At 73.3% G+C, this 18,624-nt stretch carries 18 protein-coding genes; 11 read left to right on the forward strand and 7 right to left on the reverse strand.

Translation table 11 applies throughout. The features are described 5' to 3' along the window. Nucleotides 1–340: 340 nt before the first annotated feature. Entirely contained in the window at nt 341–2,260 is a 1,920-nt protein-coding gene (locus tag AC0VX6_RS07710; protein ID WP_475467940.1) for a GDSL-type esterase/lipase family protein, read from the forward strand. A 45-nt stretch (nt 2,261–2,305) separates the two neighbouring features. Here AC0VX6_RS07710 and AC0VX6_RS07715 read toward each other — a convergent pair whose 3' ends face one another. Both AC0VX6_RS07715 and AC0VX6_RS07720 read right to left on the reverse strand, forming a co-directional pair. Then, nucleotides 2,306–2,926 (reverse strand): TetR/AcrR family transcriptional regulator, encoded by a 621-nt coding sequence (locus AC0VX6_RS07715; RefSeq protein WP_248774113.1) that lies wholly within the window; start codon nt 2,924–2,926, stop codon nt 2,306–2,308. Nucleotides 2,927–3,012: 86 nt separating this feature from the next. Next, the gene (locus AC0VX6_RS07720) at nt 3,013–3,732 is read right to left on the reverse strand and encodes a glycerophosphodiester phosphodiesterase (protein WP_274976821.1); all 720 of its coding nucleotides are present in this window, start codon (nt 3,730–3,732) and stop codon (nt 3,013–3,015) included. A gap of 245 nt (nt 3,733–3,977) precedes the next feature. Here AC0VX6_RS07720 and AC0VX6_RS07725 point away from each other — a divergent pair, with 245 nt between their 5' ends. Next, nucleotides 3,978–4,748, forward strand: a complete 771-nt coding sequence (locus AC0VX6_RS07725) for a DeoR/GlpR family DNA-binding transcription regulator (protein WP_013151829.1) — start codon at nt 3,978–3,980, stop codon at nt 4,746–4,748. A 107-nt stretch (nt 4,749–4,855) separates the two neighbouring features. Here AC0VX6_RS07725 and AC0VX6_RS07730 read toward each other — a convergent pair whose 3' ends face one another. Both AC0VX6_RS07730 and AC0VX6_RS07735 read right to left on the reverse strand, forming a co-directional pair. Further along, nucleotides 4,856–5,323: a VOC family protein gene (locus AC0VX6_RS07730; protein WP_047868282.1), complete on the reverse strand. Its 468-nt coding sequence runs from the start codon at nt 5,321–5,323 to the stop codon at nt 4,856–4,858. A gap of 108 nt (nt 5,324–5,431) precedes the next feature. Continuing rightward, nucleotides 5,432–6,685 carry an MFS transporter gene (locus AC0VX6_RS07735; protein WP_274976822.1) on the reverse strand — a complete coding sequence of 418 codons (1,254 nt, stop codon included), beginning with the start codon at nt 6,683–6,685 and terminating at the stop codon, nt 5,432–5,434. A gap of 332 nt (nt 6,686–7,017) precedes the next feature. On the opposite strand from AC0VX6_RS07735, the gene AC0VX6_RS07740 reads away from it, so the two are divergent. Genes AC0VX6_RS07740 through AC0VX6_RS07750 form a run of 3 tightly spaced genes read left to right on the forward strand, consistent with a single transcriptional unit; the run spans nt 7,018 to nt 10,032 of the window. Next, nucleotides 7,018–8,628 (forward strand): sensor histidine kinase, encoded by a 1,611-nt coding sequence (locus AC0VX6_RS07740; RefSeq protein ID WP_274976823.1) that lies wholly within the window; start codon nt 7,018–7,020, stop codon nt 8,626–8,628. Between the two features lie 40 nt (nt 8,629–8,668). Continuing rightward, a complete protein-coding gene (locus AC0VX6_RS07745; protein ID WP_274976824.1) occupies nt 8,669–9,331 on the forward strand; it encodes a response regulator in 663 nt (220 codons plus the stop codon). Nucleotides 9,332–9,375: 44 nt separating this feature from the next. After that, entirely contained in the window at nt 9,376–10,032 is a 657-nt protein-coding gene (locus AC0VX6_RS07750) for an HD domain-containing protein (protein WP_274976825.1), read from the forward strand. Between the two features lie 67 nt (nt 10,033–10,099). Here AC0VX6_RS07750 and AC0VX6_RS07755 read toward each other — a convergent pair whose 3' ends face one another. Both AC0VX6_RS07755 and AC0VX6_RS07760 read right to left on the reverse strand, forming a co-directional pair. Then, a complete protein-coding gene (locus AC0VX6_RS07755) occupies nt 10,100–10,381 on the reverse strand; it encodes a DUF4031 domain-containing protein (protein ID WP_013151835.1) in 282 nt (93 codons plus the stop codon). A gap of 100 nt (nt 10,382–10,481) precedes the next feature. Continuing rightward, on the reverse strand, nt 10,482–11,264 hold the full coding sequence (locus tag AC0VX6_RS07760; protein ID WP_475467943.1) for an SDR family NAD(P)-dependent oxidoreductase: 783 nt from the start codon (nt 11,262–11,264) through the stop codon (nt 10,482–10,484). 87 nt (nt 11,265–11,351) lie between these two features. Here AC0VX6_RS07760 and AC0VX6_RS07765 point away from each other — a divergent pair, with 87 nt between their 5' ends. Beyond that, nucleotides 11,352–12,203 (forward strand): helix-turn-helix transcriptional regulator, encoded by an 852-nt coding sequence (locus tag AC0VX6_RS07765; RefSeq protein ID WP_475467945.1) that lies wholly within the window; start codon nt 11,352–11,354, stop codon nt 12,201–12,203. Between the two features lie 25 nt (nt 12,204–12,228). Here AC0VX6_RS07765 and AC0VX6_RS07770 read toward each other — a convergent pair whose 3' ends face one another. After that, complete coding sequence (locus tag AC0VX6_RS07770) at nt 12,229–12,702, reverse strand: Lrp/AsnC family transcriptional regulator (protein ID WP_274976828.1); 474 nt, start codon at nt 12,700–12,702, stop codon at nt 12,229–12,231. A gap of 208 nt (nt 12,703–12,910) precedes the next feature. Between AC0VX6_RS07770 and AC0VX6_RS07775 the strand changes: the two genes are divergently transcribed. The 5 genes from AC0VX6_RS07775 (at nt 12,911) to AC0VX6_RS07795 (ending at nt 18,422) form a co-directional block, all read left to right on the forward strand. Continuing rightward, on the forward strand, nt 12,911–13,798 hold the full coding sequence (locus AC0VX6_RS07775; RefSeq protein WP_274976829.1) for a tryptophan 2,3-dioxygenase: 888 nt from the start codon (nt 12,911–12,913) through the stop codon (nt 13,796–13,798). Between the two features lie 38 nt (nt 13,799–13,836). After that, a complete protein-coding gene (gene kynU, locus AC0VX6_RS07780) occupies nt 13,837–15,075 on the forward strand; it encodes a kynureninase (RefSeq protein ID WP_274976830.1) in 1,239 nt (412 codons plus the stop codon). Between the two features lie 727 nt (nt 15,076–15,802). After that, nucleotides 15,803–16,687: a hypothetical protein gene (locus tag AC0VX6_RS07785; RefSeq protein WP_475467947.1), complete on the forward strand. Its 885-nt coding sequence runs from the start codon at nt 15,803–15,805 to the stop codon at nt 16,685–16,687. A 363-nt stretch (nt 16,688–17,050) separates the two neighbouring features. Next, nucleotides 17,051–17,488, forward strand: a complete 438-nt coding sequence (locus AC0VX6_RS07790) for an Lrp/AsnC family transcriptional regulator (protein ID WP_274976832.1) — start codon at nt 17,051–17,053, stop codon at nt 17,486–17,488. A 142-nt stretch (nt 17,489–17,630) separates the two neighbouring features. Next, nucleotides 17,631–18,422 carry a PhzF family phenazine biosynthesis protein gene (locus tag AC0VX6_RS07795; protein WP_475467949.1) on the forward strand — a complete coding sequence of 264 codons (792 nt, stop codon included), beginning with the start codon at nt 17,631–17,633 and terminating at the stop codon, nt 18,420–18,422. Nucleotides 18,423–18,624 lie beyond the last annotated feature (202 nt).

Below are 18,624 nucleotides of genomic sequence, written 5' to 3' on the forward strand. Positions count from 1 at the left end.
TTGTCTACTTATAGGGCCTTTGGTATGTTCTTTCCTTCCGGGGAAGTCCTCAGGGCGGTATCCGAATAACGGACGTCCGATTTCCCGGGCCGACATCGGACGAATATGGCGGCACTCCTGCCCGAATCGGAAGCTCCTGCGCGTTTTCCCGTTCCGTGCAGGTCGCAGGCCATACGACCCGCCGTCCAGTACATCCCGGAACCTCCGCGACCGGCGGAGGCGGCTCGTTTACACTGGCGGCCGTTCCGAGGGGCGCGGTGGTCCACGTCTCAACAACCACGGCGCGCGCGGCGGCGTCCGACAGTCGGTGGACAGATGCATTCGGGGGGAGAGGCGAGCGTTGGGAGCGGACGGCACACGGCGGCGCGGAACCCACCGGCACGGGGCGGAGCTCCGTCCCCGCCTGCTGCGCGGCCTGGCCGCGGCGGCCGCGGCGGTGCTCCTCGTGGTCGTGGTCAGCACCGCCGTCTCCCGGGACGAGGGCGCCGGTCCCTCAGAGTCCAGGGAGCAGACCGTCCCCGCGGTGAACGCCGTCCCCTTCAGCGGCCTCGTCGACCGGATCGGCGTCTCCCGGGACACCTCCGTCGCCACCGTCGACCTCGACGGCTCCGGGAACAGCCTGTCCTCCCAGGCGCTGGCCGCCGCCGGGTGGACGCCCGGCCGCGAGGTGGTCCTGCTCGGCACGCCCATGGAGCTGCCCGACTACGCCCCCGGCCGCCCCGACCACCTGGTCTCGGACGGCCAGTTCCTGCGGCTCGCGGACGAGCGCTACCGGTCGCTCACCTTCCTGGCCACCGCGACCCGCACCGACGGCGTCCAGGCCGAGGCCACCGGAACCGGCCGGGTGGTCTACGCCGACGGCCGGGAGCAGGAGTTCACCCTGTCGGTGCCGCACTGGACCGCCGGGCCCGCGAGCGAGGCCGCGCTCACCCTGCCCTACGCCAACTCCGCGCGGCACGCCGGTCCCAGCCCCGCCCTCGGCGCGGCACGCCTGTACGCGCGCGGCGTCACCGTGGACCCCGCCCGCGAGATCTCCCACGTGGTGCTGCCCGAGACCGCTGACGGGGCGGGCCGCATCCACGTGTTCTCCGTGGGCGGGCGCGCCGCGGACACGGAGTGGACGGGCACCTGGGCGCGCGCCACCTCCGGCTACATGGAGGTGGGTCCCTGGCAGGACCAGACGCTGCGGCTGTCGGTGCGCACGACCACCGGCGGCCACACGGTCCGCATCCGCCTGGACAACACCTTCGCCGCCGCCCCCGTCACCGTGGGCGCGGCCTCCGTGGCACTGCGCGGGAGCGGCGCAGCCTCCCGCGGCGCCGCGGTCCCGCTCACCTTCGAGGGGCGCTCCGACACCGTCATCCCGGCCGGGGGACAGGTGTTCAGCGACCCCGTCGAGATGCTCCTGCCGCCGCAGAGCGACGTGCTGGTCAGCGTCCACCTGCCCGAGCGGGTGACCACCGCGCCGGTGCACTACGCCTCGGTGGACACCAACTACACCAGCGCGCCCGGAAGCGGAGACCTGACCCTGGAGACCACGGGGGAGCCGTTCACCGGCCGGGTCGCGCAGTGGCCCTTCCTCACCGCGGTGGAGGTCTCCGGGGGACCGGGCGCGATCGCCGCCTTCGGCGACTCCATCACCGACGGGATCCGCTCCACCCCCGACGCCCACGCCCGCTGGCCCGACGTGCTCAGCGCCCGGCTGTCCGAGCAGCCGGGGCTGCCCGACCCGGGCGTGCTCAACCTCGGTGTGGCCGGGAACCACGTGATCCGGGACGGCTACCCGGGCGAGGGAGTCTCCACCAACCCCACCGGGGTGGCGCTGACCCACCGGGTGCACCGGGACGTGCTGGCCCAGAGCGGGGTGAACACCCTGGTCGTCTTCGCCGGGATCAACGACCTGCGCTGGAGCACCCCGCCCGAGTCGGTGATCGCCGGGATCGAGGAGATCGCGGGGCTGGCCCGCGAGAACGGCATGCGGGTGTTCGTGGCCACGCTCGGTCCCTGCGGGGGCGAGACGCGCTGCACCGAGGAGGTCGACCGGGCCCGCCAGCAGGTCAACGACCACCTGAGGGCGCAGACGAACGACCCCCTGTCGCCCTTCGACGGCGTGTGGGACTTCGACGCGGTCCTGCGCGACCCGCAGGACCCCAGCCGCATGCTGCCCGCCTACGACTCGGGAGACCACCTCCACCCGGGGGACGCCGGACTGCGCGCGCTGGCCGAGTCGGTGGACCTCTACCAGCTCGTCGGAGGCTAGGGGGAGGGCCCGGCGCGGGGCACGGCACCCGCCGCGGCCGTCCGGTCAGCGCGGGCACCCCAGGTGGTGGTGGAGCACGAGGTCGACGTGGACGGCGCCGAGGTCGTCCAGGCTCAGCCCGGCCCCGGGGTCGTACCAGTGCAGCAGGGAGTCGAAGGTCTCCAGCACCTCGTCGGCGACCCGTCCTGGCTCGCGCACCCCGAAGTCCCCGCGGGTCACGCCGTCCAGGATGATGCCGCGCACGTGCTCGCGGTACGCCCGCGTCAGGGAGGTGACCTCGCGGTGGCGGGCCGGGTGGATGGCCCGCAGCACCGGAAGCAGCTCGTGCCCCAGCGCGGTCGCCGCCCGGTGCCGCCAACCGGTCTCCACGTGCCGTCTGACCAGCGTGGACATGCGTTCCTTCGCGGGCCGGTCCGGCCGGTCCGCGGCCAGTTGCCCGTGCACCCGCTCCCGTGTGGAGCGCAGCACGACGGCGTAGGCCAGGTCGAACCGGGTGGGGAAGGCGCGCCTGAGCGCGGCGGGGTCGGCCCCGGTCTCGTCGGAGATCCGGGAGGTCAGTTCGGACATCGCCAGGCCTTGTGGGCCGTGCTGGGCGAACAGGTGCGCCGCGCAGTCCAGGACGGGTGCCGTGGTGCGGAGCGCGTGAGGGGATGTGTCGGCCGTCATGTGCTGTCTCATCGCTCGGAGTACGCCCCCGGAGAGGGTGGGAGGGCGTGTGGTCTTTCACCGGACCGGTTCCGCGCCCCCCGCCCTCAGACCGGACCGGCGGCCGGTGCCCGCCGCTCCCGGCCGCTGGTCAGAGACACCAGGTCCTCGATCCGCTCGGTGGCGAGCGCGTCCACGCCCATGCCCACCACGCGCGCCATCTCGGGGAAGTCGTTCACCGTCCACGCCGTGACGAGGTAGCCGCGCAGGTGCATCTCCGCGACCAGTTCCCGGGTCAGCAGCGTGTAGTGCGTGCCCAGGAAGGTCGGACGCAGGGTCCGCACCACGTCCTCGGGCGGAGGGCCCGGCTTGTCCCAGGCCAGCATCAGCCGGGCCTCGGCGCTGCGGCCGCGCAGGGCGTCGAGGGTCTCGGTGGAACCGGTGAAGAGCACCTGGTCGCCGAACCCGCGCGCCCGCAGCAGGCTGTCCGCCGCCAGCGCCGCGTCGGGCGCGCCGGCGTCCACGAGCAGGGGAGGGGGCGCGACGCCGGTGTACTCCGCGAGCACCTCCATCAGGGTGGGCACGCGCCGCTCCACGTCGTCGCGGGCGGTGGCGATCTCGGCCAGGGTCAGGTCCCCCACGGGTCGGGGCGGGGAACCGGGAAGGGCCACGAGCCGTTCGTCCACCAGGACGGGATAGCCGTCGGAGGTGAGGTGGACGTCGATCTTGACCAGGTCAGCCCCGGCACGCGAGGCTGAACGCAGGGCCGGGAGGGTGTTTCCCGGGAAGCGTGCGGTGTCTCCGCGCAGTGCGATGGACAACGTCATGTCGTCAAGGGTGGCAAAGACTTCCGCTTTACGTGGTGCAAACAGGAAAAACGCCCGCCGGGGGCGGGCGCGGACGGGTGTGCGGCGCCCCGCCAGGAACGGTGTTGCCGTTGCGTGGCACCGCGATTGCGAGCGGACTCACGTCGTCGGCGACGCCGACGGGGTGCGGCGAGCTGGGAAACTTTGTTACACGGCGTCGTGACCGCACGGCGCCCCATGACCGTCCCTGGAGTGTGAGGCGAACGATGATTCCGGACCAGAGACGAGAGCACATCCTCAAGCTCCTTCAGGAGCGCCACGTGCTGAGCATCAACGAGCTCACGTCGATGCTGTCCGTGTCCCACATGACGGTCCGGCGTGACATCCAGGCGCTGGAGAACGACGGCAAGGTGCTGTCGGTCACCGGGGGAGTGCGGCTCGCGGCGCGGCTCAAGAGCGAGCCCTCCTACCTGGCCAAGGCGCAGCTGGAGGTGCCCGCCAAGCGGGCCATAGCGCGCGCGGCGGCCGACCTGGTCCGGGAGAACTTCACCATCTACCTGGACGCGGGCACGACCACGCTGCAGATGGTCCCGCTGCTCACCGACAAGGTCGGCCTGACCGTCATCACCAGCGACTTCAACGTCGTGGGCCACCTGATGGAGTACCCGGGGATCGAGCTGATCCACACCGGCGGGGTGGTCTCGCACTCCGACCACTCCTCGGTCGGGCGCTTCACCGCCGACTTCCTGCGCCAGGTGAACGTCGACCTGGCCTTCATCGCCAGCAGCTCCTGGGACGCCGAGCGCGGGTCGACCACGCCCTCCGAGGCCAAGGTGGTCGCCAAGCAGGCGCTGCTGCGGATCGCCTCCAAGAGCGTGCTCACGGTCGACAGCACCAAGTACGGCAAGTTCGGCACCTTCAGGGTGGCGAGCCTGGAGGAGTTCGACCTGATCATCACCGACGACCGGCTCCCGCGCTCGGCCGTGGACGACCTCGCCGAGCGCGACGTGCGCCTGAAGCTGGTCGAGGTGGAGTAGGAGGAGCGGGGCGCCCACCGGGCTCCCCGGGGGCTCGGGGTCCGAGCCCGCTCCCCGCCCGGTCGGCGGCGCGTGCGGCCGAGGCCCGGGCCGGGGTTCCGCGCGGCTCAGTCCTCGTCGGCGTCGAGCTCCGCGTGGGCGAACAGGGCCAGTTCGGTGCCGTCCGGGTCGTAGAAGAGCAGGGTGGAGCCCTCCTCGCCGTGCATCACCGGGGAGTGCTCCACATCCATCTCCGCGAAGCGCTCCTCCCAGGCCTCCAGTTCACCCAGGTTCTCCACGCCCAGGGTGAGCCGGTCCAGGCCGCAGTGCCTGCGGTCGAACCTGCCCTTGAAGTTGTCGCGGTGCTGGATGAGCGCCAGCAGCAGCCCGGAGGCAGGGTGCTGGCACTCGGTGCGCCGTGTGCCCTCGTGGTCGCGCTTGCCGAGGACCCGGAAACCCAGGACCGTGCGGTAGAAGCGCACACTCTCGTCGCGGTCGCGGACCGACAGGGTGACGCGGGCGAGCCCGTTGAGCTGGGGCACGGGCACCTCTCTGCGGCGGGGGCCGATGGTGGCCAGTAGATCGAGCACGATCATCGAGCCTAGGTCGGAGTCAGAATGATGGGTCCCTCTTTAACGCGGGTTTAACGCCTGATGTTCCCCGAATCACCCCGACACACCCTCTGACCTCCCCCGTCACCCCTCTCAGGCGCCCGGAGTGGAACGTGTCACCGTCGCCGGAGAGGACGGTTCGCCGCGCACGTACCAGCGGGCGCGCATCACCAGGACGGTCACCGCGAAGGAGAGCAGGCCGCCCAGCGTGGCCAGCACGAACGCCCCCTGGTGGCCGTACGCGTCGGCCAGGACGCCCGCGATCGACGACCCCAGCGCCTGGCCCAGGATCAGGCAGCTCAGGACGACGGCCATCGACTGCGACAGGCGGCTGGCCGGGGCGGCCCTCTCGATCAGCCCGAACAGGCTCACGATGTGCGGGCCGATCGCGGCGCCCAGGACGAAGATGGCCACCGCCAGGGCGGCCGCGCCGTGGGCCGCGTACAGCGGCAGGGTGAGCAGGAACAGCGCGCCCGCCGCGATCCGGGTCCGCGCGGTGAGCGGGAAGCCCACGGGGACGGATGCCATCAGCAGGCCCGCGACGGCGCTGCTGGTGCCCATCACCGCGTACATCAGCCCGGACAGGTCCCCGTGCCCGGAGGCGGCGGAGAACGCGGTCACGCCGGTGGACATGCCGCCGAAGAACAGGCCCTGGCAGAACATGGGGACGGCCAGCACCAGCAGCGCGGGAGTGGCGATGCGGCCCCCGGCGCCCCGCACCGGCGGGGTCCCGGGCGGCGCGGTGGGGTGCAGGGCGAACACGGTCCCGAACACGCCGATGAGCACGGCCGCGCCCAGCACGCTCGCCGCAGGGGAGAGCGTCACGGTGAGCAGACCCACCAGGGCGGGGCCCAGGACGAACGCGGCCTCGTCCAGCACGCCCTCGACCGACATCGCCGCGGACACCGAACGCTCGCGCTCCTCGCCCCGGTGCGGCCCCCGCCGGATGAGCACCACCCAGCGCGTGCGCGCCATGGGGCCGATCTGGGGCATGCACAGGCCCGCCACGGCGGCCAGCACGGCCAGGACCGGGGCGGAGGCCTCCGCCAGGACGGCGGTCACGAGCACGGTGATGAGCACGGCGTCCACGAGCGAGGTGACCAGCACCGGGACGCGCTGCCCGCGCCGGTCGGCGAAACGGGCGATGACGGGCCCGCCCACGGTCTCCCCGAGCGCGAAGGCGCCGGTCACCGCACCCGCGGCGGCCACGCTCCCGGTCGTGGTGGTGACCAGGGTGAGCAGGCCGATCAGGGACATGGAGATGGGCAGGCGGGCGAGGAAGGTGCTCAGGAGCAGCGGCCACCCGGCGATGTGGTGCATGCGCCGCAGCGTGTCCAAAGGTGACATCCGGCCCCTGTCCGCGGTCGTGGTCGCCGACCCCCGGATCCCGGCACGGCCGTACGGCTCGGTTCATCGCGAAAGGGCCAAAATTCATCCCATGATATGGCCCTCGTCGGTGGGCGGGCCCTCGCGGCGCCCGCACGGGCGTCTTTCGGGCCCCGGCGGGCCTCCCGGTACCCGTGCGGGGGCTTCCGCGTCCCCGGCGGGCCCCGCGGCGTTCCCGCCGGACGCGCCGCGCGGGGAGGGGCGGGCGCGGGCGCCGACCGCCGGAAAGGGGTGGCCCCGCCCTGACTTTCGACGGTGCCGCCGACCCGCCCCCGATGTGTAGGTTCACCCGCATGGACCTCTCCGTACCGCGCGCGGGCCTTCGGCGTGCGCTGACTCCGCTCGGGGGCTGGCCCACCCGGGCCGCCGTCTGGCGCGACGTGCTGTTCGGGGCTGCGATCGCCGCCCTGTGCCTGGGGGAGATGCTCATCCGCTGGCGCGCCGGGGAGACGTCGGCCGCCGAGGCGCTCGCCACCGCGTGCGCCGCGGTGGCGCTGACCGCGCTGACCGTGGTGCTGTGCCGCCTCTACCCGCTGCTCGCCCTGACCGTGGCGCTGATCGGCTCGTTCTGGGTGTACGGCTTCAGCGTCCTGCTGCTGTGCGTCGCCTACCTGGTGGGCCGCCGCGTCCCCACGGTGTGGTCGGCGCTGGTGCTCTTCACGTCCGTGACCGTCCTGTGGACGGCGGTCGGAGCGCTGTTGGGGCCCGAAGTGCCCGCGGTATGGCCCGCCACAGTGAGCACCGTCGTGTTCACCGCCGTGCTCCCCTGGCTGGTGGGCGTCTACCGGCGCCAGCACGTGGCCCTGGCCGAGGCCGGATGGGAGCACGCCCGCCAGCTCCAGCGCGAGCACCGCCTCACCGTCGACGAGGCCAGACTGCGCGAGCGTTCCCGCATCGCCCAGGACATGCACGACTCCCTCGGCCACGAGCTCAGCCTCATCGCCCTGCGCGCCGGGGCCCTGGAGGTCAGCCCCGACCTGGACGAGGAGCACCGCCGCTCCGCGTCCGAGCTGCGGATCACCGCGGTCGACGCCACCCACAGCCTGCGGGAGATCATCGGCGTGCTGCGCGCCGACACCGAACCCGCGCCCATGACCCCCGCGGGCGAGGGCGTCCCCGCGCTGGTCGAACGTGTCCGCGACTCCGGCATGCGGGTCGTGCTGGTGCGCGACGGCGACACCGGCCGCCTGCCGCCGATGGTCGACCGCGCGGTCCACCGGGTCGTCCAGGAGTCGCTCACCAACGCCGCCAAGTACGCCCCCGGCGCCGACGTGACCGTGTGGCTGACCGCCAGCGGGGAGCAGGTGGAGGCCAGGGTCACCAACTCCGCGCCCCCGGGGCCGTGCCCCGACACCGGCCCGGGCGGCAGGCGCGGACTCATCGGCCTGCGCGAGCGCGTCCGCCTGACCGGGGGATCCTTCGCCGCCGGACCGAACGGCGACGGCGGCTGGGAGGTCTGCGCGACCATGCCGCTGGACGGCACCGCCGGGGCGGGGCCCGACGAGGACGGGGAGGCGGCCCAGATCGACCAGCTCCAGCTCGCCGCCCGCCGCCGGGTGCGCGGTTGGACGATGATACTGGCCCTGGTCCCGGTCACCGCCGCCGTGGCGATCGTGCTCGGGCTGGGCTGGATCGGCGTCACGAACATGGAGAGCAGCACCCTGTCCCCCGAGGAGTTCGCCGACCTGACCGTCGGCGACCCCCAGGCCGAGGTCGAGGAGGCCCTGCCGCCGAACTCGGTGTACATGGACGCGAGCGTGCTGGCGCAGGACGCCGTCCCCCCGGGAGCCACGTGCAGCTACTACCGCAGCGACGGCGTGTTCCTCAGCGAGGAGACGTTCTTCTACCAGCTCTGCTTCTCCGAGGGGCGGCTGCTGACCAAGGGCGAGGCGCCGCTACGGTGACCACGCGGACCCGCGACGGACACAGGGAAGAGGGACACACGTGATCAGGGTGCTGCTCGCCGACGACGAGGCGATGATCCGCGCCGGGGTACGGGCGATCATGCGCAGCGATCCGGAGATCGACGTGGTCGCCGAGGCCGCGGACGGCCGCGAGGCCGTGGACCTGGTGCTCTCCCACCGACCCGACGTGGCGCTGCTGGACATCCGGATGCCCCGGATGGACGGCCTCGCCGCCACGTCGGAGATCCGCAGGGTCGCGCCCGAGACCGCCGTGGTCATCCTCACCACCTTCGGGGAGGACAGCTACATCTCCCAGGCGCTCGGCGGCGGCGCCAGCGGCTTCCTGCTCAAGGCGGGCGACCCGCGCGAGCTGATCGCCGGGGTGCACGCGGTCGCCGACGGCGGCGCCTACCTGTCCCCCCAGGTGGCGCGCCAGGTCATCGCCCGGTTCGGCGGGCCCCGGGCCGCCCGGGAGGCGGCGGCCGTCGCCCGGGTCGGGGAGCTCACCCGGCGCGAGCGCGAGGTGCTGGCCCTGGTGGGGGCGGGCCTGTCCAACGCCGACATCGCCGACCGGCTGTTCCTCGTGGAGGGCACCGTCAAGAGCTACGTCAGCGCCATCCTCAACCGGCTGGAGATGCGCAACAGGGTGCAGGCGGCCATCCTCGCGCACGAGGCCGGGCTCGTGGACACCTCCGACACCTGACACGGCGCCGGGCTGACCCGCCGCGACGGGGGAGAATGGGGAGTATGGACGACGCGTGGCTGGAAGCCGCCTGGCGCGGACTCGCCGGGGACGGACCCGAGGCGGTGGCGGCCGGCGCCGAACTCCTGGGCCGCTGGAACGAGCCGCACCGCCGCTACCACACGCCCACCCACCTGGAGGCCGTGCTGCGCGCAGTCGACCTGCTGCTCCGCGAGGAGAGGGTGCGCGACGCCGACCTCGTGCGCTACGCGGTCTGGTTCCACGACGCCGTCTACGAGGGGGTCCCGGGCCGCGACGAGCGCGAGAGCGCGCGGCTCGCCGAGCGGCTGCTGTCCCTGACGGGGATGGGGACCGCGCGGGTCCGCGAGGTCGTGCGCCTGGTCGGGGTGACCGCGACGCACCGGCCGGGCAGGTGGGACGCCGACGGCGCGGTGCTCTGCGACGCCGACCTGTCGGTGCTGGCCGCCCCCGCCGACGAGTACCTGGCCTACACCACGGCAGTGCGCGCCGAGTACCGGCACGTTCCCGACGAGGACTTCCGTACGGGCCGGAGCGCGGTGCTGCGGTCGCTGCTGGAGGCGCCGCACCTGTTCCACACCACGGCCGGGCGGGCGCGCTGGGAGGCGCGGGCCCGGGTGAACGTGCTCGCCGAACTCGACCGGTTGAACGCCCCGCCCCCGGTGGAGCCGCCCCCGCCCTGAACCGGCCGCCGTCCGGTGGGTGAGGCGACGCGGCGGCGTGCGCGTGCGGGCAGGGCGGAGCGCCGTGTCAGGCCGTGCCGGTCAGCCGGGCGGCCTTGGGCCGCCGCAGCCCGGACGCGCGCAGGCGCGTGACCAGCTCGCGCCCGCTGACGTGCTCGGCGCCCAGTTCCAGGGCCCGCGCGTGCAGGTGCTCGGGGATGTCGTAGTGGTCGCGCTCGAATGCCCGCGGGTCCACCCCGAGCGCGCGGGCGAAGGCGTGCAGCTCCTCGTAGGAGCTGTCGCTGACCAGGTGCGCGAACAGCCAGCCGCGCGGCCCCGGCCAGACCGGGGTGTCGATGAGAACGCTCATCCCGAAACTGTAGGTCCTGTCCGGGCGGGGCCGGTGCGGCCCGTCGCCGCCCCGCCCGCTCCGGTCCCGCTCCGCTCGGCCCCGCTCCCTCCGCCCCGCCTCAGGCGCCCAGCCCCCCGTCCACGGGCACGATCGCGCCCGTCACCATCGAGGCCCGGTCGCTGAGGAGCCACGCGGCCACCTCGGCCACCTCGCGGGGCTCGGCCAGGCGGCCGAGCGGGGTCGCCGCCCTGTTGTGCTCGATGACGCCCGGGGACACCGCCTCCCACGCGTCGAGCATCTCCGTCGCGGTAGCGCCGGGGGTGATGCCGTTCACGCGGATCCCCTGCCGGGCCCAGGTCACGGCGGCGGACTCGGTGATGCTGTTGAGCGCGCGCTTCATCGCGCCGTACGCGGGCAGGGCGGGGTTGGCGCGGCGGCTGCCGACGCTGGAGGTGTTGACGACCGCCCCGCCGCCGCTTCGGCGCATCAGCTCGGCCTCGGCCGTCATCGCGGTCCACTGCCCCCGGAAGTTCACCGTGAACTGCGTCTCGACGTCCTCCTCGCTCGTCGCGTCCAGCGGGCCGGGCCGCTGGACCGCCGCTCCGTTGTTGAACGCGCCGTCGAGTCCGCCGTGCAGTTCCTCCACGCGCCCGACCGCCGCGCGGATGCTCGCCCGGTCGGCGAGGTCCATGGTCACCGCCTCCGCGTCGCCGCCGTCGGCGCGGATCTCGGTGACGAGCCCTTGTAGGGCGTCCGTGCCGCGGGCGGCGAGCACGACGGACGCGCCCTCCCGTGCGAAGAGGCGGGCGGCGGCCGCCCCGATCCCCCGGCTGGCGCCGGTGATGAGGACGACCTTGCCGGTGAGCAGGCCGACTGGTGAGGTGTCGATGTCGTTCGTCATGTTGACAGTGTCAGCTCGACCTCCGGGCCGGATCCAGGTACAGGCGGTACCAGGATCCGCCGCCGCGCGGCGTGCAGAATCGGGGGTATGGACAAACAGGGACTCGGGGCCTTCCTCCGCAGCCGCCGCGAACGGCTGCGGCCGTCGGACGTCGGCCTCCCCTCGGGCCCGCGTCGGCGGACACCGGGTCTTCGCCGCGAGGAGGTGGCGGTCCTCGCGCACATCTCCACGGAGTACTACGTCCGGCTCGAACAGGCCAGGGCGCCGCGGCCGTCGGGCGAGGTCCTCGCCGCGATCGCGGACGCGCTGCGGCTCACGGACGCCGAGTCCGACCACCTCCACGTCCTCGCGGGCACCGCGCCGAACCGCACCCGGCTGCACCGGCGCGACGTGCGCCCCAGCATCCTCGCCCTCCTCGAACGCCTGCCCTCGACGGCCGGGATCGTGATGTCCGCCGTGTTCGAGGTCCTCGCCTGGAACGACCTCGCGGCCGCGCTCCTGCACGACTTCGGCGAACTCACCCCGAGGGAGCGCAACCTCGCGCGTCAGGCGTTCCTCGGGCCGGCGCGGCCCGGCACGGCGCTGTACGGGGACTCCGACGCCGCCGGGTTCCGGCACCACGTGGTCATGGAGCTGCGCTCCGCCCTCGCCCGCTACCCGGAGGACCCCGCGGTGACCGGCCTCGTCGACGAGCTCCGCGAGGCCAGCCCCGACTTCGTCCGGCTCTGGGAGCGGCACGACGTGCAGGCCGCGCGGACGCTCACCAAGACCTTCCTGCACCCGGTCGTCGGGGAGGTCACCGTCGACTGCGACGCGCTCGCGCTCACCGACCGCGACCAGCACCTGGTGCTCTACAGCGCGCCGCCCGGGTCCTCCGGCGCCGAGGCCCTGGCCCTGCTGGGCGTCCTCGGCGCCGGGTCCGGCGCCGGACCGCGGTAGTGCCGGGCGGCCGCGGCCCCTGCGTTCAGGGCCGCCCGGTCACCGGGGCGCTCACCGGGCGCCAGGGCACGGGGCTGGACATGACCATGGTGCTGGAGGGGCGGCCATGCTCGGCGAGCCTGTCGATGACCTCCTCGAAGTGCTCCATGGAGCGGACCGCGATGAGCAGGACGCAGCAGTCGTCGCCGGTCACCCGGTGCACCTGGAGGATCTCCGGCATCGCCAGCGACGCCTCGTCGCGCAGCAGGCAGTGCGCGCCGAAGCACTCCATGCGCACCAGGGCGGTCACGGGCAGCCCGGCCGCGGCCGGGTCCACGTGCGCGTGGTAGCCGGTGATCACCCCGCGGTCGGTCAGGCGCCGTACGCGGTCGGCGACGGCGGGCGCGGACAGGTTCACCCGCCGGGACAGTTCGTTGAAGGACAGGCGCCCGTCCCGCTGGAGCTCGGCGAGGATGCGCTGGTCAACGCTGTCCAGCGGGGTTGCCAACCGTGATGTCATACTTTGCGTTCCCAAAGTCGAGAGTCACAACGACTTACGAATGCTAGGCCAGTGTCCCCTTCGCGTGTGCGACGGCCCTTCCTGTTCGGGGCGCGGGTGCCCGATGATGTCACCTCACGCGCCCGGCGGCCGTGTGCGGGGGCGGACCCCTCCGCCCGAGGCGCCGCGGGCGCGCCGCCGTACACGCGATCGCGACAAGGGGTTTCGCATGCTCACCACGACCGCCCAGCAGTGTCCGTACGCCGGTGGCCCCGGCGGGGCCGAGGCGGCCCGGAGCGCCGGGGACGACAGCCCGACCCTGTCCTTCGACCGTGCGACCCCCTACGTCGACTACGCCGGTATCGAGACCCTGCTGTCCCTGCAGAAGCCGCGCACCGCGGAGCCCGCCGAGCCCTCGTTCATCATCGCCACCCAGGTCATGGAGCTGCTGTTCGCCCTGGTGCGGGAGCGCTGGGAGGCCGCGCGCGACGCGCTGGAGGCCGACGACGTGCCCGGCGCCCTGGCCTGGCTGCGCCGCGCACGCAACGCCCAGGACGTGCTCAACGACTCCTGGGGCCTGCTCGCCGACATGACGCCCACCGAGTTCAACCGCTTCCGAGACTCCTTCGGCGAGGCCTCGGGCTTTCAGTCCTACGGCTACCGCAAGCTGGAGTTCCTGCTCGGCAACAAGTCCGCCGCCATGATCCGCCCGCACAAGGCCATGGACGGCGTCGTCGGCGACCTCACCGCCCTGCTGGAGCGCCCCGGACTCTACGACGCGGCGCTGCGGCTGCTGCACCGCCGCGGTTTGCCCGTCCCCGGGGACCGCGTCGAGCGCGACTGGACCCTGTCCTACGAGGCCAGCCCCGGCGTGGAGGAGGCCTGGAAGGCCGTCTACGCCCACGACGCGCCCGGCAACGAGCTGTTCCTGCTGGCCGAGGCGCTGCTCGACGTCGCCGAGCGGGTCACCCGGTGGCGTCAGCGCCACCTTGTCGCCGTCAAGCGCACCCTGGGCGGCAGGCCCGGCAGCGGCGGCTCCAACGGCCTGAACTGGCTGGCGCGCAACGCCGAGCAGGACGTCTTCCCCGAGCTGTGGTCCCTCCGCAGTACCGTCTGACCCGTTCCCACCCGCCGCCACGAGGAAGCAGGACCCCGATGACCCCCGCCACCCGCGCGGACTGTGCCGCGCTCGACGCGGCCGACCCCCTCGCCTCCTTCCGGGAGGAGTTCGTCCTCCCCGAGGGCCTGGTCTACCTGGACGGCAACTCGCTGGGCGCGCTGCCGCGCTCCACCCCCGGCCGGGTCGCCGACATGATCGAACGCGAGTGGGGGCGCGACCTCATCCGCAGCTGGAACGACGCCGGGTGGTGGGACAAGCCGCGCACCCTGGGCGCCAAGATCGCGCCGCTGGTCGGCGCGGCGGCCGACGAGGTGGTCGTCGGCGACGGGACCTCGGCCAACCTGTTCAAGACCCTGGTCGCGGCGCTGCGCATGTCCGACCGCTCGGTGGTGCTGGGCGAGGCGGGCAACTTCCCCACCGACCTGTACGTCGCGGAGGGGGCGGCCTCGCTGACGGGCGCCACGCAGAGGCGCGTGGACCCCGACGGCCCCGGGCTGGCCCGGGACCTGGAGCGGGGCGACGTCGCTGTCCTGCTGCTCAGCCACGTGGACTACCGCAGCGGCACCCTGCGCGACATGCCCGGCATCACCCGCCTGGCCCACGAGCACGGCGCCCTGGTGGTCTGGGACCTGTGCCACAGCGCGGGCGCGGTCCCCGTCGACCTGTCCGGCAGCGGCGCCGACTTCGCGGTGGGGTGCACCTACAAGTACCTCAACGCGGGTCCGGGCGCCCCCGCGTTCCTGTACGCCGCACGCCGCCACCACGCCGCAGCCGACCAGCCCTTGAGCGGCTGGCACGGGCACGCGCGCCCCTTCGACTTCACCGCGGACTACGAGCCCGCCGAGGGGGTGTCGCGCTTCCTGAGCGGTTCGCAGCCGCTGGTGGCCGACGCCGCCCTGGAGGCGAGTCTGGACGTGTGGGCGCGGGCGGACATGGAACTGGTGCGCGCCAAGAGCCTGGCCATGACCGACCTGTTCCTGGAGCGCGCGGCCCGGGCGGGGATCTCCTCGATCACCCCGGCGGAGCACGCGCGGCGCGGCAGCCAGGTGGCCCTGGTGCAGCCGGAGGAGGGCGCCGGGTACCCGATCGTGCAGGCGCTCATCGCGCGCGGTGTGGTCGGCGACTTCCGCGCCCCCGACGTCATGCGGTTCGGGTTCACCCCGCTCTACCTGCGCTACGTCGACGTGTGGGACGCCGCGCAGGCCCTGCTGGAGGTCGTGGAGACGGGGGAGTGGCGCCATGAGCGCTTCTCCCGCCGGGGCCGGGTGACCTGAGATCCGGCGTCCCGGCCCTGGGCCCGGCCGCCGGACCGTCGTGGCGGCCGTGCCCGGCGGCCGGGCGGCCCTCCGGGGCCCCTTCGCCCGTGTCCGGAGCCGGTCGGGGCGGCGCTGACCGTTCCCGTATGTGCGTTTTGCGTGGTCTTGACCACGTTCGCCGGTAACCCGCCATCCTCCCCGTCCGTCGCCGCGACCCGGAGCGCGGGGCTCCGCGGCCGTCCGCGTGCGGGTGGAGCCGAAGCTATGACGAGGGCCACGGAAAGGCCCCTCCGCTGCCCCGGGGCGGTCCGTAAATCCCCTGCCACCGGGGCTTTTCGCGTTTTCGGTCCCTCGCACGCCCCGTTTCGTAACGTATTGCGAGAGACACGCAAAGTCATTTTACCTCGGGGGATTGCGCGCTTTGCCTAAACGTGGGTTAGTGTCCTCGTGATCGGTTCGTTATTGCTGTTTGACGAACCGATGCCGAGCCCTTGACCGGCCGAGAGCCGCAAGGGAGTCGAGACCTCTTTCCCCGGGGACAGGGCCGCGCGAATCCACGCGCCTGCGCCAGCGGAGAAGCCGAATCCCATCGGTACATCCCGTTCCCGCCCGCCACTCGCCGCCAGCGACGCGGGAGAACCCTGCCTTGACCACGCCCTCGCGGGGGCGCACCGAGCGTGCCCGCACGCCGGGCGAGTCATGCCCGCGGTCTTCTCGGCCCTGTCGTCAACCTGGCTTCCTACTTATGAGCAACGACACTCCCATTCAGCACGGCGAAGTTACCGCGACCTACTTCTGGGACGACGGTTCCGGCATCAACGGGGACACAGGAGCCCCCGCGAGCGGGGAACCCATGCAGAAGGGCCTTTTCTCCAGCCCCAGTTGGCCGCTCGGCACCGAGGGCTATGTCGTCTACGAGGGCAAGAAAGCCGAGTTCTTCATCGGCGACCGGGGCCCGGGCGCCCCCTCCGAGGGTTGTGACGTCCTCCTCGACATGGACGGCAAGACCTTCGCCGAGATCACGGGCGAGACCTGGAACGACAGCAACTACACCGTCAGCGGCGGCAACGGCCACCTCGAGGTGGAGTACTACATCACCAAGTGGGGCGACGGCGCGGGCACCGAGGGCGCACCGCACCCCTTCCAGCAGCCCGGCAACAAGTGCGAGGACGCGGTCTCCCCGATCCCCGAGGACGCCCTTCCCGAGGAGGAGACCGAGGAGCCCGCCGAGGAGAGCGCGCAGAAGAGCGAGAAGAGCGAGGAGCCCGCCCCGAAGAAGGACGAGGGCGAGCCCGAGCAGAGCGCCGAGGAGGAGCAGCCCGAGGAGGGCGCCGCCGAGAACGGGAACGGGGACGGCGACGGCGGCGTGACCGCCGAGACCGCGGCCAACGACCTGTCCGGCTTCCAGCTCATGGGCTCCGACGGCGTCATCAGCGGCACCGGGCTGCTGGCCCTGGCCCTCATCCCGGCCGTGCTGCTCGCCGTGCTCTTCGCCTGGACGCGCCGCCCGTCCGGCGCCCACGCCGGAGCCGAGGACGACGGCGGAAGCCTGACGGACGCGAGCAGCGGCCGTCACAGCCTGGGCACGCGGCTCAACTCCGTGATCGACAGGCTGCGCGGTGGGCGCTGACCCGCACAGGACGGCCCGTCGGCCGGGACACGTGTTCCGGCGCACCGCGGGGGCCGCGGCCGACCGGCCGCGGCCCCCGTTCGCGTCCGCGGCAGGGGGGTCCGCACCGGCAGGTACGCCGTTCAGGTCTCGCGCGGCCCGCGGGCCGGGGCCGGCACCGGTCCACGGGGCGCACCGCCTCCGTCGAGGGGAGGGGAGGAGCCGGACCGGATCGCTCATCGGTGCGCTTCATGTCTTGAATATGAGGTGAATCACCCCATATTGTCGATAAGTCCATCCGGATACTGGACGAAATGCCCAGTAGTGCGGCGCGACGGCCCGGATGTTCTCCGTCGATGATCGTGTGAGCGGTATGAGGTAAGCATGGCCGTGCAGTTGGACGACACCGACCGTCGCATCATCTCCTTGCTCCGCCACGACGGGCGCATGTCCATCCGCGCGGTCGCCGAACAGGCGCACATCTCCCGCGCCAACGCCTACTCGCGCCTCGAACGCCTGCGCTCGGAGGGCGTCATCCGCGGCTTCACCGCCGTCATCGACCCCGAGAAGTACGGCACCGCCCTGTCGGCCTACGTGTCGGTGCGCATCGAGCAGCACTCCTGGGAACGCTTCCGCGGCTACCTGCGCGACATCCCCGAGGTCGACCACGCCGCGCTCGTCTCCGGGGACGTGGACCTGCTCCTGCTGGTCCGTGTCACCGACGCCGCGGCCCTGCGCACCTTCGTCCTCGAACGCCTCCAGCGCATCCCCGAGGTCAAGAGCACGCAGACCATGTTCATCCTGGACGAGCCGCCGCTCTAGGCAGTGTTTTTTGGACCTCCGCTCCGCTTCGGCCCGCCCGTCGCCCGCCATCGCCCGTCGGGGACGCTGCGCGTCGGGACGGGCCACCGCCCCGCGAAGCGGCCCTTGGGGCGGCGCCGGGGAGGGTCCTAGTCTGGGCCCCATGCCTGAGTACCGCGTGGTCGACGCCTTCACCGACCGGCCCCTGGCCGGGAACCCCGCCGCCGTCCTGGTCCTGGACGAGGCCTACTCCGACGACTGGGCCCAGGGTGTGGCCGCCGAGTTCAACCTGTCCGAGACCGCCTTCGCCCGGCCCGTGCGGGAGTCCGACGCCGACTACGAGCTGCGCTGGTTCACCCCCACCGTCGAGGTCGACCTGTGCGGGCACGCCACCCTGACCACCGCCCACACCCTGTCCGAACTCGGTGTCCCCGGCCCCTACCGCTTCACCACCCGCAGCGGCGTCCTCACCGTCACCGAGCGGGACGGGCGGCTGTGGATGGACTTCCCCGCCGCGTGGCCCAAGCGCGTCGAGGAGCCCGAGGGGCTGGCCGAGGCCCTGGGCTCGCGCCCCCTGTGGACCGGCCTGGGCCTCGGCGGCCAGGACCTGCTGGTCGAGCTCGCCGACGAGGAGGCCGTGCGCGGGCTGTCGCCCGACATCGCCGCGCTGGGGCGGATGCCGTACCACCTGGTCATCGTCACCGCCCGGGCCGACGAGGGCCCCGACTTCGTCTCCCGGGTCTTCGGCCCCAACGTCGGCGTGCCCGAGGACCCGGTCACCGGCAGGGCGCACACCGTGCTCACCCCGTTCTGGGCCGACCGCTTGGGCCGCAGCGAGCTGAGCGCCCACCAGGCCTCCGCGCGCGGCGGCGACCTGCTGGTGGAGGAGCGCAACGGGCGGGTGATCATCGGCGGCGAGGCGGTCACCGTGGCCACCGGCACGCTGTTCCTCTAGGGCCCCGGCCAGCCCGCGAACCCCCCGGGGCGCGGGTTCCGGCCGTGCGGGCGGCGTGGCCGGGCGGGGACGGAATGTGAGCGCGGGGACGGGAGGAATCCGGGTTTCCCCCTCACAGGGCCCCGAGTTCCGGTAGAACTGGTCCGAGGCACCTCCCCACCCCTCCCGGGGAGGTGCCCGCCGCGGCCCCTCCGGCACACCC

Source organism: Nocardiopsis sp. iso_25 (assembly GCF_056173305.1).

Bases quoted from the DNA above. Each gene is read 5' to 3' on its own strand.
- AC0VX6_RS07715 (WP_248774113.1), bottom strand. From the start codon at position 2,926: ATGACGGCCGACACATCCCCTCACGCGCTCCGCACCACGGCACCCGTC.
- AC0VX6_RS07795 (WP_475467949.1), top strand. From the start codon at position 17,631: ATGCCTGAGTACCGCGTGGTCGACGCCTTCACCGACCGGCCCCTGGCC.
- AC0VX6_RS07785 (WP_475467947.1), top strand. From the start codon at position 15,803: ATGAGCAACGACACTCCCATTCAGCACGGCGAAGTTACCGCGACCTAC.
- AC0VX6_RS07790 (WP_274976832.1), top strand. From the start codon at position 17,051: ATGGCCGTGCAGTTGGACGACACCGACCGTCGCATCATCTCCTTGCTC.
- AC0VX6_RS07740 (WP_274976823.1), top strand. From the start codon at position 7,018: ATGGACCTCTCCGTACCGCGCGCGGGCCTTCGGCGTGCGCTGACTCCG.
- AC0VX6_RS07765 (WP_475467945.1), top strand. From the start codon at position 11,352: ATGGACAAACAGGGACTCGGGGCCTTCCTCCGCAGCCGCCGCGAACGG.
- AC0VX6_RS07775 (WP_274976829.1), top strand. From the start codon at position 12,911: ATGCTCACCACGACCGCCCAGCAGTGTCCGTACGCCGGTGGCCCCGGC.
- AC0VX6_RS07750 (WP_274976825.1), top strand. From the start codon at position 9,376: ATGGACGACGCGTGGCTGGAAGCCGCCTGGCGCGGACTCGCCGGGGAC.
- AC0VX6_RS07760 (WP_475467943.1), bottom strand. From the start codon at position 11,264: ATGACGAACGACATCGACACCTCACCAGTCGGCCTGCTCACCGGCAAG.
- AC0VX6_RS07770 (WP_274976828.1), bottom strand. From the start codon at position 12,702: ATGACATCACGGTTGGCAACCCCGCTGGACAGCGTTGACCAGCGCATC.
- AC0VX6_RS07720 (WP_274976821.1), bottom strand. From the start codon at position 3,732: ATGACGTTGTCCATCGCACTGCGCGGAGACACCGCACGCTTCCCGGGA.
- AC0VX6_RS07735 (WP_274976822.1), bottom strand. From the start codon at position 6,685: ATGTCACCTTTGGACACGCTGCGGCGCATGCACCACATCGCCGGGTGG.
- AC0VX6_RS07725 (WP_013151829.1), top strand. From the start codon at position 3,978: ATGATTCCGGACCAGAGACGAGAGCACATCCTCAAGCTCCTTCAGGAG.
- AC0VX6_RS07755 (WP_013151835.1), bottom strand. From the start codon at position 10,381: ATGAGCGTTCTCATCGACACCCCGGTCTGGCCGGGGCCGCGCGGCTGG.
- kynU (WP_274976830.1), top strand. From the start codon at position 13,837: ATGACCCCCGCCACCCGCGCGGACTGTGCCGCGCTCGACGCGGCCGAC.
- AC0VX6_RS07730 (WP_047868282.1), bottom strand. From the start codon at position 5,323: ATGATCGTGCTCGATCTACTGGCCACCATCGGCCCCCGCCGCAGAGAG.